14 protein-coding genes, 1 tRNA gene and 1 pseudogene are annotated in these 16363 nt (G+C 72.2%); 4 read left to right on the plus strand and 12 right to left on the minus strand.

The window, feature by feature from the left end; genetic code table 11:
- The 9 genes and pseudogenes from ACFXGA_RS28340 to ACFXGA_RS28380 all read right to left on the minus strand — a co-directional run.
- A pseudogene (locus ACFXGA_RS28340) lies at positions 1-1019 on the minus strand (hypothetical protein); the annotation flags it as partial.
- 112 nt (positions 1020-1131) lie between these two features.
- Positions 1132-1917, minus strand: coding sequence for a hypothetical protein (locus ACFXGA_RS28345; RefSeq protein WP_378092981.1), 786 nt, complete (start codon positions 1915-1917; stop codon positions 1132-1134).
- Positions 1914-2405, minus strand: a complete 492-nt coding sequence (locus tag ACFXGA_RS28350) for a SigE family RNA polymerase sigma factor (protein ID WP_378092983.1) — start codon at positions 2403-2405, stop codon at positions 1914-1916. Before ACFXGA_RS28350 ends, ACFXGA_RS28345 begins: the two co-directional genes overlap by 4 nt.
- Before the next feature lie 549 nt (positions 2406-2954).
- Complete coding sequence (locus ACFXGA_RS28355; protein WP_378092985.1) at positions 2955-3224, minus strand: GlsB/YeaQ/YmgE family stress response membrane protein; 270 nt, start codon at positions 3222-3224, stop codon at positions 2955-2957.
- Between the two features lie 39 nt (positions 3225-3263).
- Positions 3264-3794, minus strand: coding sequence for a hypothetical protein (locus ACFXGA_RS28360; RefSeq protein ID WP_378092987.1), 531 nt, complete (start codon positions 3792-3794; stop codon positions 3264-3266).
- Positions 3795-3911: 117 nt separating this feature from the next.
- Positions 3912-5000, minus strand: a complete 1089-nt coding sequence (locus tag ACFXGA_RS28365; protein ID WP_378093007.1) for a DNA cytosine methyltransferase — start codon at positions 4998-5000, stop codon at positions 3912-3914.
- 13 nt (positions 5001-5013) lie between these two features.
- Positions 5014-5400, minus strand: a complete 387-nt coding sequence (locus tag ACFXGA_RS28370; RefSeq protein WP_378093009.1) for a very short patch repair endonuclease — start codon at positions 5398-5400, stop codon at positions 5014-5016.
- A gap of 433 nt (positions 5401-5833) precedes the next feature.
- Positions 5834-6550 carry a hypothetical protein gene (locus ACFXGA_RS28375; RefSeq protein ID WP_378092989.1) on the minus strand — a complete coding sequence of 239 codons (717 nt, stop codon included), beginning with the start codon at positions 6548-6550 and terminating at the stop codon, positions 5834-5836.
- A gap of 48 nt (positions 6551-6598) precedes the next feature.
- Complete coding sequence (locus ACFXGA_RS28380; RefSeq protein WP_378092991.1) at positions 6599-7711, minus strand: DUF2786 domain-containing protein; 1113 nt, start codon at positions 7709-7711, stop codon at positions 6599-6601.
- A 90-nt stretch (positions 7712-7801) separates the two neighbouring features.
- On the opposite strand from ACFXGA_RS28380, the gene ACFXGA_RS28385 reads away from it, so the two are divergent.
- Positions 7802-8473 (plus strand): hypothetical protein, encoded by a 672-nt coding sequence (locus tag ACFXGA_RS28385; RefSeq protein WP_378092993.1) that lies wholly within the window; start codon positions 7802-7804, stop codon positions 8471-8473.
- A 302-nt stretch (positions 8474-8775) separates the two neighbouring features.
- Positions 8776-10800 carry an NB-ARC domain-containing protein gene (locus ACFXGA_RS28390; protein WP_378092995.1) on the plus strand — a complete coding sequence of 675 codons (2025 nt, stop codon included), beginning with the start codon at positions 8776-8778 and terminating at the stop codon, positions 10798-10800.
- Here the strand turns inward: ACFXGA_RS28390 and ACFXGA_RS28395 are convergent.
- Entirely contained in the window at positions 10726-11148 is a 423-nt protein-coding gene (locus ACFXGA_RS28395; RefSeq protein ID WP_378092997.1) for a hypothetical protein, read from the minus strand. The two genes, ACFXGA_RS28390 and ACFXGA_RS28395, sit on opposite strands and share 75 nt — an antisense overlap.
- Complete coding sequence (locus ACFXGA_RS28400; protein WP_378092999.1) at positions 11145-12344, minus strand: hypothetical protein; 1200 nt, start codon at positions 12342-12344, stop codon at positions 11145-11147. The genes ACFXGA_RS28395 and ACFXGA_RS28400 overlap by 4 nt, the downstream gene beginning before the upstream one ends.
- 202 nt (positions 12345-12546) lie before the next feature.
- On the opposite strand from ACFXGA_RS28400, the gene ACFXGA_RS28405 reads away from it, so the two are divergent.
- On the plus strand, positions 12547-15498 hold the full coding sequence (locus tag ACFXGA_RS28405; protein ID WP_378093001.1) for a tetratricopeptide repeat protein: 2952 nt from the start codon (positions 12547-12549) through the stop codon (positions 15496-15498).
- A gap of 179 nt (positions 15499-15677) precedes the next feature.
- Positions 15678-15854, plus strand: coding sequence for a hypothetical protein (locus tag ACFXGA_RS28410; RefSeq protein ID WP_378093003.1), 177 nt, complete (start codon positions 15678-15680; stop codon positions 15852-15854).
- Between the two features lie 162 nt (positions 15855-16016).
- On the opposite strand, the gene ACFXGA_RS28415 is transcribed toward ACFXGA_RS28410, so the two are convergent.
- Positions 16017-16092 (minus strand) — tRNA-Lys (locus tag ACFXGA_RS28415).
- Positions 16093-16363 lie beyond the last annotated feature (271 nt).

Here is a 16363-nt window from a genome sequence, read left to right on the forward strand (position 1 = left end):
GGGGGGGCTGTGCTGTGCGGGCCCCGCCCCCGCCGCGGCCCCCCCCCCGGGGGGGGGGGGGGGGCGGGCGCGGGGGGGGGGGGGGCCCCCCCCCCCCCCCCCCGGCCGAGGTCGCCCAGCAGCACGTCCTCGGGCCGGTCGACCCACCGGCGCAGCACCGCGTCCTGCCGGTGCCACACCTGCTCGGCCGTCACCACGACGCTCGGCTCGTCCACGGCCTGGAGCAGGAACTCGACCCGCCACCCGTCCTGGTCCGGGCCGCCCTGGTCGGGCGAGCCGAGCCGGAAGCAGGTCCGGACGGGACTCTGCCGCAGCCCGCCGTGCCAGGCCGCGACCCGGGCCCGCAACGCGGTGACGTCACCGTCGATCCGGGAGTCGCCGACCAGGGCCGCCAGCCACCGCCCGACCTCCCCGTCCGCGGTCGCGCCCCCACCGCCCACCAAGGCCCGCACCCGGCGGTCGACCGCACGGTCGAGCACGTCCGGCACCACGTCCCCGGCCCCGGCCGCCAGGAACGACGGCGGCACACCCGCCCGCAACGCCGCCCCGCGCGACGAGTCCACCCCGACCAGCACCGCCCGCCACCGCGCGTGCCCGTCGGCGTCGATCCCCGGCAGCACCCGCCCCCGCCGGACCAGTTCGCCGGCGAACTCCAGCAGCTCGGTCAGGAACTTCCCGGAAGCCCCGACCCGGCAGTCGGGGAGCCCCTCGGGAACACCGTCCAGCCACACGACGGGCACCACCCACTCCCGCCACCGGACGGCCCCGCGCCGACCACCGGCCGTGACCTCCCGGACGAGCTCGGGCGACGCCACCGGCCCGCTCGCGTACGACGGCAGCCGCACCGGGACAGCGCCTGCTCCACCGCCCCCGAGCACGGCGGCGAGGTCGTCCCCGTCCACCGCGAACGGGTGGGGCACCGCGGCACGGGGCAGCCGCGCCGAGACCCGGGCCGGCAGCCGGGAATCCTCGGCCCAGACCCCGACCCGGCCCCCGCTCAGGCCCAAGGCGTGCAACACCCACACCCCCGCACTATGCGCCCCGCGTCCCACCACCTCCCCACCCACCCCGTCCCCCGGACCGCCCGCCCCCGGTCGGATCGCCTCTCTGCGGCCGGCCGGCCGCAGCGCGTCACCACTTGTCGGAGGTGACGATCGCCTTCAGCTGGTCGAGGCTCAGCGGCGGCTGCGGCGAGTGGATCGCGCCGCCCGGCGAGTTGACCACAGCGCCCAAGGGATCCTCCTGGTTGCTGACGTTCAGGACCACCAACGTCCCGTCGGGCCGCCTGAGGGCCGCCATGTACGACACCGCGCCGGCATCCGGCCGCGCGGTCCCGGTCGCCAGCACGGAGCCGTCGGGCAGCGTGCTGACGTCGCAGTCGTCCGTGCGGGAGAAGGCGCACCACTCGTCGGGCCCGGAATCGGTGCGGCGGATCATCAGGGCGAAGCCCCCGGTGGACCCTGCGGCCATCAGGGTCCCGCCGACCAGCGCGCTGTTGTTCGGGTCGCCCGGCTCCGGCGTCACCACCGACATCTCCGGCTGCTGGTGCTGCGACGGGGCGGTCCTCGGCACGATCGTCTTCATGGTCACCTCGAACGTCGCGGTGCCGCCGAGCACCGCCCTGAACCGGGCGATCAGGTCGTCCGGCGAGGTCGGGACCGGGCTGCGCGCCGCGGACGTGGTCGGTGCGGGCGACGAGGAGGTGGTCTGCGGGTCGGCGACGTGCGTGCCGGAGTCGCCCGGCGCCAGCCACACCGAACCCGCGACCAGGACCGCCACCGCGGCGACGGTGGCCGCGACGGGCGCCGGCCGCACGGTTCGGCGCGGCCGCGCGACGGGGGCCGTGGTCGAGGCGGCGGCGTCCGCGCGCCGCTCCAGCTCGGCGAAGGCATCGTGGAGGGTGCGGAGGTCGCTCATGAGGTCTCCTGGAAGTGGGGGACGCCGGCGGTGAGGTCGATGCGCAGGGCCTTGAGCGCGCGGTGGATCTGGCTGCGGACGGTCGGTTCCCGACACCCCAGCTGTGTGGCGATCTCGCTGTCGGACAGGCCCGCGTAGTAGCGCAGCACCACGGCCGCCCGCTGCTTCCTGGGCAGGCCGGCGAGGCGGCGGATCATCGCGTCCCGCTCGGCCCGCTCGTCCGCGCCGTCGGAGACCACCGTCGGCTCGACCTCGGCGCGCGGGGACGTGCGGGTCAACCTCCTGCGCCAGGACAGGTACTCGTTGACGACCATCCGCCGCACGTAGGCGTTCGGCTCGGCCATGGTCGAGATCCGGTCCCAGCGCTCGAAGGCCCGGCCCAACACGTCGCTCACCAGGTCCTCGGCCAGCCACGTCCGGCAGGTGAGGACCGTGGCGAACCGCATCAGCGCGGGACGCTGCCTTGCCACGTACTCGGCAAACTCCATCGGCCACTCCCGATCGTCGACTGTGCCTCGTTCCCACCCCTAATGCCGAAGTGCCCCCTTTCGTTGCATCCGGATTCCGACCGGCCCGGCACCCCGCGCCCGATCGCCACGGAGCATGGAAGACGGTCCACAACCGACCGATCCCATCGGCGCACGGATCCTGCGCCGGGCACAGCAAGTCAGCCGATCAGGCCACCGGCCATGATCGACGTAGCCGCCCGCCCATCCGACTTGGGGACGGGCCTTGGCGGGCCGCTCCCGCCGGGAGCCCACCAGGTCGCCCGACGAGGACTTCCCGGCCGGGCTCCCCACCCCGGGTCCCTCGCGCCGCCCAGCCCGGTCGCTCCGGCGGAGCCCTCGCCCCACACCCGGCCGCTCCGATCAGGCGTCTCCGACCGGCTGCCCGGCCGCGCCGAGCCGTAGCGAGCCGCGTCGGAAGGCCCGACCTCCGCGCCGCCTGCACACCAGCCCGGATCCCGGCCATGGTCCGGTCCGGCGCGGTGGTCGTGGCAGGCGGCGCGAGGTCGGGCGGGTCGTGTCGGTGGGGTGTCAGGCGTGCTGGCGGGACCTCTTGCGGGACAGGGTGGCCACTCCCGCGCCGGCCAGGCCGACCTGGAGGGCCAGTTCGATCCAGTCGATGCCCGAGGTGTTCGCGACGCCGAGGAGCGACGCGACGAGCGTGCCCACGAAAGCCGCCGCGACGCCCACCAGGAGCGTCACCACCATCGAGATCTGCTGCCTGCCCGGCACGACCAGCCGGCCGAGGCCGCCGATGACCAGACCGATGACCAGCGCCGAGATGAGCCCGGTGATCTCCACAAGAGGTCCTTTCCTCGCCCTGAGCGTCCACCTCGAGCATCACCGCCCCTCCTCCCCGCCCGAATCGGGTTTGCCCCTGACCCGCCCCTGATCCCGACCCTGAACCCGGAACACCTCCGCCGCCTCCGCCGACAGCGCCCGGCCCGGCACGTCCGGATCGCAGCCCACCCTGGCCAGCCGAGACCGGATCGAGGTGGGCGAGCGCTCCAGTCGGGCGGCGAGCGAGCGGATCAGCTCGACGGTCGGCGTGTCCCCGGTCGCGGCCAGCCAGTCGGCCCGCAGGGCGTCGTCCAGGTCCGCCGTCCACGGCTGGTTGGCGTTGGCCGGACGGTCCCGCGCCGAGCCGGACGCGGGACCGCTGAGCCTGCCCAACGCCTCCAGCACCTGGGCCAGCAACTTGCCGATCTTCGCGCCGGCCGCCGCGGGCAGGCGGAGGTTGCCCTCGGCCACCAGCGCGCCCGAGCTGTCGACGCCGGCGAGGTCCACCGACAGCTCCGGGTCGGCCGTGGCCACCACCTGGTAGGTCGTGGAGCCGACGCGGACCGAGTTCTCATACGTGGTTGTCGTCATGGTGATGACGCTAGCGGAGGGGTCCGACAATTCCGGGCCGGCTGATGGACGAGCTGCCGGATGAACCCGACCGGGCGAGCGACAGCACCAACGCCGCGCGAGCCGGCGGCGGTCGGCTCAGCGGCAGAGCGGGCAGCCCGGGGCGGCCGGCTCGGACCCCGTCAGGTACGGCTTGAGGTGCTCGGCGATGGCCCTCGCCAGCGACGGCGGCACGGCGTTGCCGATCTGCCGCGCCACCTCGATCTTCGTGCCGCACCACTCGAAGGTGTCCGGGAACGACTGCAGGCGCGCCGCCTCCAGGTGCGTGATCGGCCGGTCCACCCGGTGCCCGCCCTCGCCCGGCTCCCACTGCGGGTGCAGGTAGCGGCCCTTCTCCGGCTTGTAGAACTCGGTGCGGATGGTCAGCGACGGCTCGTCCCACCGCATCCGGCCCATCACGTCGGTCGTGCCGGTCTTCTTCTCCCGCCAGCACCGCGGCAGCAGCTCGGGCGGCAGGTCGAACCGGCCGCCGCCCGGCGGGATGTGGCGGTAGCGCTCCAACGACATCGGGGTCGGGTTGCGGCCGATGTGCAGTTCCGGGCTCTTGAACGGCCCCGGCAGCTCCCGGCCGAAGAACTCCACCACGGAGTTCGGCAGCGCGGTCGTCACCGGCCGCTCCGGCAGCCCGCGCAGCACGTCGCCGACGGTGTGCCAGCGCTCACGCGGGTGCGTCGGGGCGGGCAGCGGGATCCGGCCGATCCGCGAGCCGATCACGATCGCCCGCCGACGCCGTTGCGGCACGCCGAAGTCCGCCGCGTGCAGGATGCCCGCGCTCAGCTCGTAGCCCTCGGTCTCGGCCCGGAGCAGCGCGAACTCGGTCGACGCCAGGAACCGGTCGACGTTCTCGATCACGAACACCGAGGGCCGGGCCCGCCGCACGAACCGCAGGTACTCGCGCCACAGGGAGTTGCGCGGGTCGTTGACGTCCTTCGAGCCGAGGTTCGAGAACCCCTGGCACGGCGGCCCGCCCACGATCACGTCCACCTCGGGGATCGCGCTGTCCGGCACGGCCGCGATGTCCGACCAGCGGATGTGGTCCTCGCCGAAGTTCGCCGCGTACGTGGCCGCCGCGTGCAGGTCCCACTCGACCGCCATGACCGGCCGGTAGCCGCCCGCCGCGGCGAACCCGGAGGTCATGCCGCCGCACCCGGCGAACAGGTCGATCATCGACAGCACGGGCTCAGGCTAGCCGACCACGCCGCCGCAGCACGGTGGTCCGGACCCGACTCGCCGCGTCGGCCGGGTCCTCGTGCTCCCACACCCGCACCGCGAGCCACCCCGCCTCCGCGAGCGCCTGGTCGGTGTTGGCGTCCCGCGCCTGGTTGCCCTCGATCTTGGAGCGCCAGAACTCGCCGTTGCGCTTCGGCCACGTGCCGTGCTCCGGGCAGCCGTGCCAGAAGCACCCGTCCACGAACACCGCCACCTTCGCGGGCCCGAACACCACGTCCGCCTCGCGCCGGACCCCGCGCACCGGCCGCTGGTGCACCCGGTAGCGCAGCCCCATCCGGTGCAGCTCGCGCCGCAACGCCACCTCGATGCCCGTGTCACGGGACCGCTGCTTGCTCATCCGGGCCCGGACGTCGTCCGTCGTTTCCAGGTTCGGCACCCGGCCATGATGGCCCACGCCCTCACCGCGCCGACGCCGGCACCACACGCCGACGCCCGCACCACGGCCACCGCCGGCACCGCGCCCACCGCCAGCACCAGGGCCACCGCCCGCACCGCGCCCACTGCCCGCACCGCGCCAACGCCGGCACCGCGCCCACTGCCCGCACCGCGACCACTGCCCGCACCACACCGACGCCGGCACCACACCGACGCCGGCACCACACCGACGCCGGCACCACGCCCGTGCCGCGCCGACGCCCGCCATGGCGGGAGCCGGGCTCTTGTCACGCGGGTGCGGCGCGTCCCCCAGCCGCTCCGCCGCACGGTCGGGCCGCGCACACACCCGCACGACGCTCACGCCATGCCCACCCGTGGCGGGAGCGGGGTTTCCGTCACGCGGGGTGCAGCACGTCCCGCAGCCGCCCCGCCGCACGGTCGAGTTGGGCCCGCGACGGCAGCACCGCGCCGCCGACCCGGGTGAACTCCGTGAGCCCGAGGTCCGCGAAGAAGAACGGCGGCATCGCGTGCACCAGCAGGTCCGCCGACCGCTGCCCGCCGCCGCGCGGGTTGAGGATCAGCCGGTCCACCCACGCGTCGACCCGGAAGACGGTGTCCGCCAACGGGTGCACCCGCACGTCCAGCCCGTGCCCGCGCAGCACCGCGACCACGTACAGGTCACGCAGGAACCCCAGGAACTCCGACACGACCCGGTTGCGCAGGGCGGCCCGCCCCTCCGGACCCGCCTCGGCCACCACCTCGCGCGCCGGCGTCCACAGCATCGCCCGCGTCCGCTCGTCGGCCTCGCAGAACTCCCGGAACTCCGGCCAGCCGGGTAATCGGCCCAACGCCTCGACCACGTGGTGCGCCACGTGCGCGAAGGCGAACTCCGGCCGCCACTCCCGGATCAGCGGCACGTCGGCCGGCCCCGCCCGCGGCGCGCTCCGGCACGCGGCGTCGACCTCGTCGGCGGTGATCCGGTGCACCGCCACGGCCTCGTGCGCCATCACGTGCGCCACGACGTGCTTGCGCCTGCCGTACCAGTGGTTGAAGTGGAACCGGGTCTCCTGGGTGACGTTGAACAGCCGGCGCACTTCCATCGCGGTGGTCATGACGCGCAGAGTACGGACGACCACCGACAGTTCCGGCGAAACCGCAGGTCAGGTGATCTTCAGCTGCGCCCGGTCGGCCGCCGAGCGGCCCGCGTCCCACCCCGCCGCGCTGCGCACCACCGTGCTCTTGGCCACGGTCCGGGTGAACATCGCGCCGAAGTACTCCTCCACCGCCTTCTTGCGCTCGGCCAGCACGGGCAGCAACCGGTCGTCCTCCGGCACCTCGTTCGCCGACCGCAGCCGTTCCCCGATCCGGTGCGCGTACGACAGCAGGAACGACTTGCGGAACGCCGCCGACCGCTCCTCGTCGCCCTTGCGCGCCCCGTCGCCCGCCGCGACCATCGCCCGCGTCGCCTGGACCAGCAACGACGCCGACAGCAGCTCCACGATCTCCAGGTCCAGCTCCTCGCCGACCAGCGCCACGAACCCGAGGTCGTACACCACGGCGCGGCAGCGGTTCGCCTCCGCGACGACGTGCACGATCTGCGCCTTGCCGTCGAAGTACCGCTTGTCCAGCCACAACCGCCGCGACGTCGTGGACGGCGCCTCCACGGGCATGCGCTCCAACGCGTGCCGCGTGACCAGCTCCTGCGCCTTGGCCGACAACGCCTCCGCCTCGTCCGGGAACGCCGTCGACTCGGCCTTGGCCAGCAGCCCGCGCACCCGGTTGAGGATCTTCGGGTCGACGTGGTGGTGGTCGAACGCGGCCAGGGGAGTGCCCGGCACCGGCACGATCACCGGCAGGGCGGGCAGCGTGAGCAGCACCCCGAGCACCGCCACCGCGGCGGCCACGGCGTCGTCGCGCAGCTCGATGTGCCGGGCGGCCCACTGGTCGAGGTGCGGTTGGCCGGTGTCCCACCAGACCGTCGCGCCGATCTCCGCCAACTGCTCGCGCCGGCGCGGGTGCAGCGCCGGGTACCGGGACGCCTCCGACGCCAACGAGTCGACGAGGAACGACAGCGCGCGCTCGTCCTCGTTGCGCCTCACGACCTCGTACACGTCGTACGGCAACCAGCCGTGCTCCCACAGGTGCTCGAACGCGCGCCTCAGCACGGCGCGCACGGCGTCGTCCACTTCGGCCGGTGAGAGGGAGGAGGTGCGCGGCAGCCGGGCGCGGCGGTTCGCCGCGGCCCGCCACAACGCCTCGCGCAGGGAGTCCACGACCGCCGATTGTCCCCTTTCGGGTGCGGTGTCGGTGCGGCCGGTGCGCGTTGCGGCCCGACCCGGCGGTCGACGTGCCAGCCTCGCGCGGTGATCCGGAAGACCCAGGGCCCGAAGCGGCGGCCGATCGTGGTGGTGCACCGTCCACAGGGGATGCCGCTGACCGCGGCGCAACGCCGGGTCCTGCACCGCTGCCACGGCCTGCCGCGCCTGCTCGACCCGCTGGAGGCGGAGCTGACGGTGAGCTGCGCGGTCGCCGACGTGCGGCCGGACGAGGAGTTCTGGGCGGGCCTGATCGAGCACGCGGTGTCACTGCCCAGCCGCCGCAACCACACCCTGCTGCGCGTGCTGGCCGCCGTGCTCACCGGCCGCCCGCGCGAATGGGCGGGCAGCGCCGTCACCCCGGCGGGACCACCCCTGACCGCCGGCCGCGCCTGGATCTGCGACCGCTCGCTGGATGCCGGCTACCTGGCCCTGATCTGCGCGTACGCGTTCGCCGACGACGAGCACGGCATGGTGTTCCTCATCGACGAGCTGGCGGGCGGCCTGGTGCGCCGCGCCTTCGTGACGCGGGACGTCACCGCGGCCCACCACCGCCTGTCCGAACAAGGCCCGCTGGCGCCGATCGGAGCCGAGGCCGCGCACTGGCTGCTGGCCAAGTCCTACGACCGCCTGGACCGCGACCCCGACGCCACCGTCGACCCGGACGTCCGGCGGACGCGCCTGCTGGCGAACCGGCGGATCGCGCTCGCGTTCGGGTGAATCCGTTCGATTACCTTTATTTGCGGATTGGAGTGGTCGCGGTCGCCTGCCCCGCTGGTCCGAATGGCGAAAAAATTCCCTCAACAGGGCAATATCTGGACCGCCTCCGCATACCGTACGGTCGTGTTGTTGGTCGATTTGACACGCCACGGGGGTAGCGGATGTCACGATCAGGCGAGGGTCGGGAAGGCGCGGTGGGTGCGGACAACGTGGTGTCCGGAGTGGTCTCCGGCGGTGCCGTGCAGGCCGCGGTGGTGCACGGGGGGATAACGTTCCACAATGCACCGTCCACTCCGCCGCCCGTGCCGAGGCAATTGTTGGGGGCCCCGGCGCATTTCACCGACCGGGCCGCCGAATTGACGGAACTGGACGAGGCGCTGGTCGAGAACCGGCGCGCCGGAACCCGCATGTTCGCGGTCCTGAGCGGCCCGGGAGGTGTCGGCAAAACCGCGCTGGCACTGCATTGGGCGCACACCGCGCGCGACCGGTTCACCGATGGCCAGCTCTACGTCGACCTCGCCGGGTTCAGCGGATCCAGCCCGGTGCCGCCGGAGGACGCGCTCGGCCTGTTCCTGCGCAGCCTCGGCGTGCCGTCCCGCGAGGTGCCGGTCGAACTCGCCGAGCAGGCGGCCCTGTACCGGTCGCTGACCGCGGACAAGGAGCTGCTGGTCCTGCTCGACAACGCCCACTCGGCCGCCCAGGTGCGTCCCCTTGCACCGAACTCGCCGTCCAGCGCGGTGCTGGTGACCAGCCGCAACCGGTTGCCGGGCCTGGTGGCGGAGGGCGCTCGGCTCGTCGACGTGGGTCCGCTCGGCAAGCTCTCGGCGGTGCGGTTGCTGGAGAAGGTCGCGGGCAAGCGCCGGGTCGAAGACGACCCCGAACGGGCCGAAGCCCTGGTCGGCATGTGCGGTGGCCTGCCGATCGCGGTCCGTGTGGCGGCTGCGAGGCTCGCGAGCCGCCCCCAGTGGTCGGTGCGGAAGGTCGTCACGGAGTTGAGCGATGAGCGCAGTCGGCTGTCGATGCTGTCCGCGCCCGAGTTGTCCGTGCAGACGACGTTCGACCTCTCGTACCGGGCGCTGCGGCCCACCGCGGCGGCCCTGTACCGCGGCCTGGCGCTGCACCCCGGCAGGGAGTTCGGCGCCTCCGTGGCGACGACGGTGGTGGATCGGGGCACGTCGCACGCGTTGCTGGAGGAACTCGTGGACGGCAACCTGGTCGAACCCGTGGGCGAGAGCAGATACCGCTTCCACGACCTGCTCCGGCTGCACGCGCGGAGCAAGGCCAACGCCGAGGACGAAGCCGAAGAGCGGGCACGCACCGTGCGGCGGATGGTCGAGTGGTACCTCCGCGGCGCGATGGCGGCCGATCTGGTCGTCACACCGCATCGGCGCAGGCTGCCCTACGAGTTCCTGACCGCGTCGGAGGACCTGCCGGAGTTGCCCGACCGCGAGTCGGCGTTGGCGTGGCTGGAGGAGGAGCGGGCGAACCTGATCACGTGCGGTCGGGTCGCCGCGGAACGGGAGTGGTGGGAGCTGGCCTGGCACCTGTCCGACGTGCTGTGGCCGCTGCTGCTCCACCACAAGCACTACCGCGACCGACTGGAGATCGACCAACGCGGTGTCGAGGCGGCCCGCCGGTGGGGCAACCGGTTCGCCGAGGCCGACATGCTCAAACGACTCGGCATGGTGTGCACCACGGTCGGCCGGTTCGACGAAGCCCGGGACCACCTGCAAGCCTCGACCGCCGTCGCGGAGGCGATCGATGACCCGCGGGGCGCGGCCGACGCGACCGAGGCGTTGGCGTTGCTGCACGTGGCACGCGGCCGGCTCGCCGACGCGGTCGCGCTGTTCGAGCATCTGGCCCGGACGAACCGGGAATTGGGGAACCGGCGGAGCCTCGGCCTCACGCTGATCAACCTCGGGCGGGCGCTGACCGGTCTCGGCCGGGCCGGCGAGGCGTCGGGGGTGTTGCTGGAGGCGGCGGCGCAGTTCCGCGACCTGGACCCGCCCGACCCGTACAACGCGGCACGGGTCGTGCTGGCCCAGGGCGCGGCACACCTGCGCGCCGGCGACCTGCCGCTCGCCCGCAGCACGGCAAGCAGCGCGTTGAACGTGTTGAGCGCGCTCGGCTCGAAGCAGGGCATGGCCGAGTCGCATCACCTGCTCGCCGAAGCCGCAGAGCGGCAAGGGGCCGTTGAGGAGGCCGCAGAGCACTGGCACCAGGCTCTGCGGCTCTACACCGAGATCGGATCCTCACAAGCCGACCACATCGCCCAGCGGCTCGCCGGGCCGGACCGCCGCCCCCAGCCACCCGCACGCGACAGCTGACCGGAGCGCCCGGTGGTTCGCGCACCACACGGGCAGGCCGCGCGTGCTCAACGCGCGCGGGTCCAGCCTCGCCACGTGCCACGCGTAGAGCGACTGCACGGCCGAGAGCACGACCGCCTCGACGTCGAGGCAGCGCGCCGTGGTGGCGGAGAACGTCAACTCGACCACCTGGCCGAGTTCCGTCCGCACCACGATCCGGTCCACCGACACGGCCGCGGCCAGCGCGGCGAACGGGTTGTCGCGCAGCATCCTTGCGGTCGGGTCCTCGTCCGGCGCGGTCGTCTCACGCACGACGACATCGGCCAGCCCGTCCGACCCGGTCGTCCACCGCACCACCGGTTCGTTCATCGCGACTCCGCGGGTGGCGTCGGGACCGGCGGCACGGCGCGGTGCCGTCCCGGTTCGGGGATGTCGAGCAGCTCGTACATGACGCGCCGCAGCTCCGCCGACGACCGGCCGGGCTGGGACGTCAGCCGCTCGCGCACGGCGTCGCCGAGTTCGATCGACTGTGCCGCAGCGCGCTCGAACAACTCGAGCACGGGCGTGCCGGGCTGGAGCCGCGGTGCCGTGCGGCGCAGTAGCTCCTGCGCCGACCCGCTGGACGTCGCGACCCGCACGGGCGCGTCGACCAGCACCACCGGCCGACCGATGGCCGCCGCGTACACGCCGACCGACCCGTGGTCGGCCACGACGTGGTCCGCGGCGATCAACGCGGCGCGCCAGTCGACGTGCGGCCCGACCACGACCAGACCCGCGTCCCGGCACTCGGCCAGCCACGCGTCCACCTGCCGCCTGCCGTGGCCGAACCACGCGCCGGGGTGCACCAGCGCCACCACCCGGAACCCCTGCGGCGTCAACTCCTCCAGCAGCCGCGGCAACAGGTCCTCGAACCGGGCGAACAGCGAATCCAACCCCCAGGTCGAGCTGACCACCACGGCGCGCCGGTCGGGGCCGATGCCCAGCGCGGCCCGGTACGCGTCGCGGTGCGGGAGGCTCGCCACCAGCCGGTCGTAGCACGGGTCACCCGCGACGACGGCCACGTCGAGCGCTTGCGGGCACTGCCGACGCAGCACGTCCCGTTCGTCGTCGTGCGCGAGGACCAGCGCCTTCGCCAGCACCCGGCCGTTGTGCAGGATCCGTTGCGCGTCCAACCCGTAGACCACCGGCTCCCCTCCGGTGGTGAACGACTTCCCGTACCCCGCGCCGTGCGGCATCAGCACCACCGGCGCGTGCAACTCGTGCAGCCCGCCGTAGGACGCGGCGACGGCCAGGTCGAACCTCTCCCGGACCGCCAGTTCCCACGGCCACACCATCCCGCCGGTCGACCGCAGGAACTCGGCGACCCCGTTGCTGAAGACGTCAGGCGCCTGGGTGAAGACGACCTGGAGCCTCGTGTCGGTCTCGATCAGCTCCACGGCTTCCAGCAGGCGCTGCCCGCTGGTGACCGTGTGCACCACGGCGAGGACCGACAGGCACCCGGCGCGGCTGACCCACTGCGACGCGTCGAGCCCGATCGGCACGCGCGGCCACTCTGGACGTGTCATGCACTCCCCCTCGTGCTCCAATCCCTGGGAGAAGAGTGGCGGTCGCGTTTGCCACCGACTTGCAGTTCGCTTGCATCTGCCGATCGTCGTCCGGCTGTGTCCGCGATTCGGACGAAAATCAGTAAACAAGGCTACGGGCGCGCCCCCGGTTCAAGCACACTGTGAGTACGAGCGCGGTGGGCCCAGTGAAAGGGTGGCGCCGGTGGAGTTCAAGATCATCGGTCCGACGCGATTACACATCGACGGGAAAGATCACGATTTGGGGCCGGCGCAGCAGCGCGGTGTGCTCACAATGCTGCTGTACGAGTTTCCCCGGTCTGTCCACATCGACGTGATCGCGCGGGTATTGTGGCCTGACACTCCGGTTGATCAGGTGAAACGTCGTCTGCAGCCGATCGTGAGCCGTCTGCGAGGGATTCTCAGGGATTCGCGTTCGGGAGGATACATCGTCAAGGAGGGTAACGCATATCGGCTCACCCTGGAATCGGCGGACATGATCGATTTCCACCGTTTCCGCAAATTGGCGGAGGCGGGTCGTGTGGTGTCCGGTAGGGGTGACCACTCGGCGGCGAGAACGTTGCTGCGCGAGGCGCTCTCGCTCTGGAGCGGTCGGCCGCTGCACGAGTTGGAGGGAGGCTGGGCCGATCACCACCGGGAGCAGGTGGACAACTTCGACCTGCTACCCGCGATGCACGTTCTGCTGGACAGCCTGTACCGCCTCGGCGAGTACTGGGAGGTGGTCGCCGAGGCGGGGCGGCTCATCGCCACGCGTCCGCCCAACGAGTACTTCGCCGGGCTGTACATGCGCTCGCTGGACGCGCTGGGCAGGTACTCCGCCGCGCTCGAGTTCTACGAGGACTTCCGCGAACGGCTCCTCGACCACGTTGGCGCGGAACCCGGCCCGGAGTTGAGGGCCGTCAACAAGAACCTCCTCCGCAAACAGGCGAGCGCCGCCGCGCCGCCGCACCAAATACCCCCACCCACGCGCAGCTTCACCGGCCGCGAGGACCTGCTGGAGCGATTGGACGCGTTGCTGGAGACCGGTGGTCCCGGCCAGGTCGTCGCCCTGCACGGGATGCCGACCGTGGGCAAGAGCGCTCTCGCCCTGAAGTGGGCCAGTCGTCAACTGCACCGGTTCCCGGACGGCAACCTCCGCCTCGAACTGCGTGGTTTCAGCGCCGGTACGCCGCTGGCGCCGGACGACGCGCTCGCCGGCCTGCTCAGGTCCCTGGGCGCGGAGCGAATACCCGCCACCGGCGACGAGCGCCAGGCCGAACTGCGTCGGATCCTGGGCGACCGCCGGATGCTGATCCTGCTCGACGACGTGCAGACCAGCGCCCAGGTGCGGCCGGTGCTGGCCGCCACACCCAACTGCTTCACCATCATCACCAGCCGCACCCGGCTGATGGGGTTGAAGGTGCGCGACCACGTGGACCTGATCCGCGTGCCGCCGCTGTCCACCGAGGAGTCGATCGTCCTGCTCCGCAACGAGATCGGCCACGCTCGGTCGGATCGAGAGCCTGCAGCGGTACACGAACTCGCGACCGTGGTGGACGGCCTGCCCCTCGGTCTGCACATCATCGGTCAGCACATCGCCAACCGTCCCGCCATTGCGCTCGCCGAGCTCGTGGACGAGTTCAAGGAGGAAGAGGGGCTGGGTGTGCTCGGCTCCGTGCACGACAGCGACGACGAGAGCGTGACGCTGCCGGTGGCGTTCTCGTGGTCGTTCCGGGACCTGCCACCTGATGCGGCCCGTGTGTTCCGACTGCTCGGGTTGAATCCCACGGCGGAGTTCGGCGTCGCCACCGCAGCGGCGCTGCTGGGTGAGGACGAAGCGGTGGTCAGCGCGCACCTCGGCGTGCTGGTGCGCAGCAACCTCGTGGAACACGGCGGACCGCGGCGGTACCGGCTGCACGACATGCTGCACGGGTACGCGGTCGACCTCGTCCGCCACCAGGAATCGGCACACGCCCGCAAGCTCGCGATGACCCGCCTGCTCGACTGGTACCTCGCCTCGGCCGGTGTGGCCGCGAGGCTGCTGGACCCGCAGTCGTCACCGCCGCCCGCACTCGACGGCATGGTGACCAGGACCGCCGACCTGGCCGACGACACCGAGGCATTGGCTTGGCTCACCAGGGAGCGGGCCAACCTGGTCGCCGCGGTGCCCATGGCGGTGCGGCACGGTTTCCACGAGCACGCCTGGCGGTTGGCCGCGAACTTCTACGAGGCGTACGACCGGTCGGAGCAGTTCGAAGACGTTCTGGTCAGCCTTCGTGCCGCACTGAAGGCTGCTGCGGCGCTGGGGAACGGGCAGGCCCTCGCCGGCACCCACAGTGACCTCGGTACCGCCCTCTACCGCTTGAAGCGGTACTCGGAGGCGCAGCACCACTTCGAAGCCGGGATGGCGATCGCGCAACGGGTCGGTGCGGACCAGATCTATGCGGTCTGCCTGCACAACCTGGCCAGCACCAGATTGGCGCAAGGGGAACTCGGCACGGCGGTGGAACTCTACCGCGAAATCTTGGACGCCGCGCGCGCCTCCGGCGATCGCAATGGTGAGGCATATGCGCTGGATCAGCTGGCGAATGCATATGAAAAAGCGGAGCGCGATGACCTCGCCCTGGTGCACCACTACGGGGCGCTGGCCATCCGGCGGGAAATAGGCCATATTCGCGGTGAAGCCACCACTTTGACCGAGCTGGGGGCCCTGCACCATTCGCGCGGGGAGCAGGAAGAGGCGTTGCGGCGGCTCGCCGAGGCGTTGGAACTGTTGCCCCTCAGCGGTGACCGCGTGCGGACCGGCCAAGCGCTCTTGACGATCGCCGAGGTCGAGTACGACATGGGGCGGTTCGCGGACGCCATCGCGCACTGCGAGCAGGCCGTGGCCGTCCACCGGGCGACGGGATTCCCGGAGCACCACGGCCGCGTCGCGCATCTTTGGGGGCACGCCTCGGTGGGCGTGCACGATTACGACTCCGCCGAGCGTCTCTGGAGTCAGTCGGTCGAACTGCTGCGCGGCGTCGTACCCGTCGAAGCCGACCTGGTGCGGGAACACCTGGCAGACCTGAGAAGAATTCGTGAAGCTGTCCCGTCGCCTCGGACTCCCGATCTGACCGGAGTCCCGTCCCGCGAGGTGGCGGAGCGCCGGCGGTAGGCCGGCCGCATTGCCGAGTGGCGTGCCGTTCGGGCTCCGCCCGTGCCGCGTTGACCGCCTGTCCGAGTGCGTCGACCTAACGGGGTACCCGGTGCGGGTTCGCCCCAGTGGTCCCTGCCATAATTCCGCTGACCCCCAATCGAGGTCGGCTGGAATATCAGGAAGGCGACCACTCCGTTATGCTGGATTTGCTTGCCGCCACCGTTTTCACGTTCGTGCCCAGCGCCGCCGCGGTCACGCCTGATCAGGCGAGCGTTGTGGAGACGGTTGCCTCTCCCGCTGCCGCCGACGAGTTCGGCACGGCGACCCTGGGTCACGACACCAATTGGCCGACGCGCATCAACCAGACGATGTGACTGCGAGAGTTCGGTCACGGTCGAGCGGCGAAGCGGGTGCGGGGATTGCCTCGTACCCGCTTCGCCGCTTCTCGTGATCACACTCTTCCCCCGCCCGGAGTGCCGTGGAGTCCAAAACCAAAGAGGCAGACCAGCGAGTGCTGCTGGTCTGCCTCTTCGAGGTGGTGCGCCGCCAGGGACTCGAACCCCGAACCCGCTGATTAAGAGTCAGCTGCTCTGCCAGTTGAGCTAGCGGCGCGTGGACTGTCTTGCTCCGTCCGACGTGGAGAACATTAGCACAGCGTCTTACCGGGCTCCCAATCGCCTGGTCAGGGCCGGTGTGCCGCCCTGGTGCAGGGGGAACTTCGCCTTGGTAACGATCCAGCATCTCGGGCAACATCGTCAACCCTCCAGGCGTCACCTTGTCAGGGCACGTAGAGGGCCTGGGGGTGCAGGCCCTCGCGGCGGTGTGGGGGTGTAACGGAGGATTGGGGTGGACCGCCAACGGGGGGCGCGCAGTGCGCGGGGAA

This window comes from Actinosynnema sp. NPDC059335 (assembly GCF_042752395.1).
GTDB lineage: Bacteria > Actinomycetota > Actinomycetes > Mycobacteriales > Pseudonocardiaceae > Actinosynnema.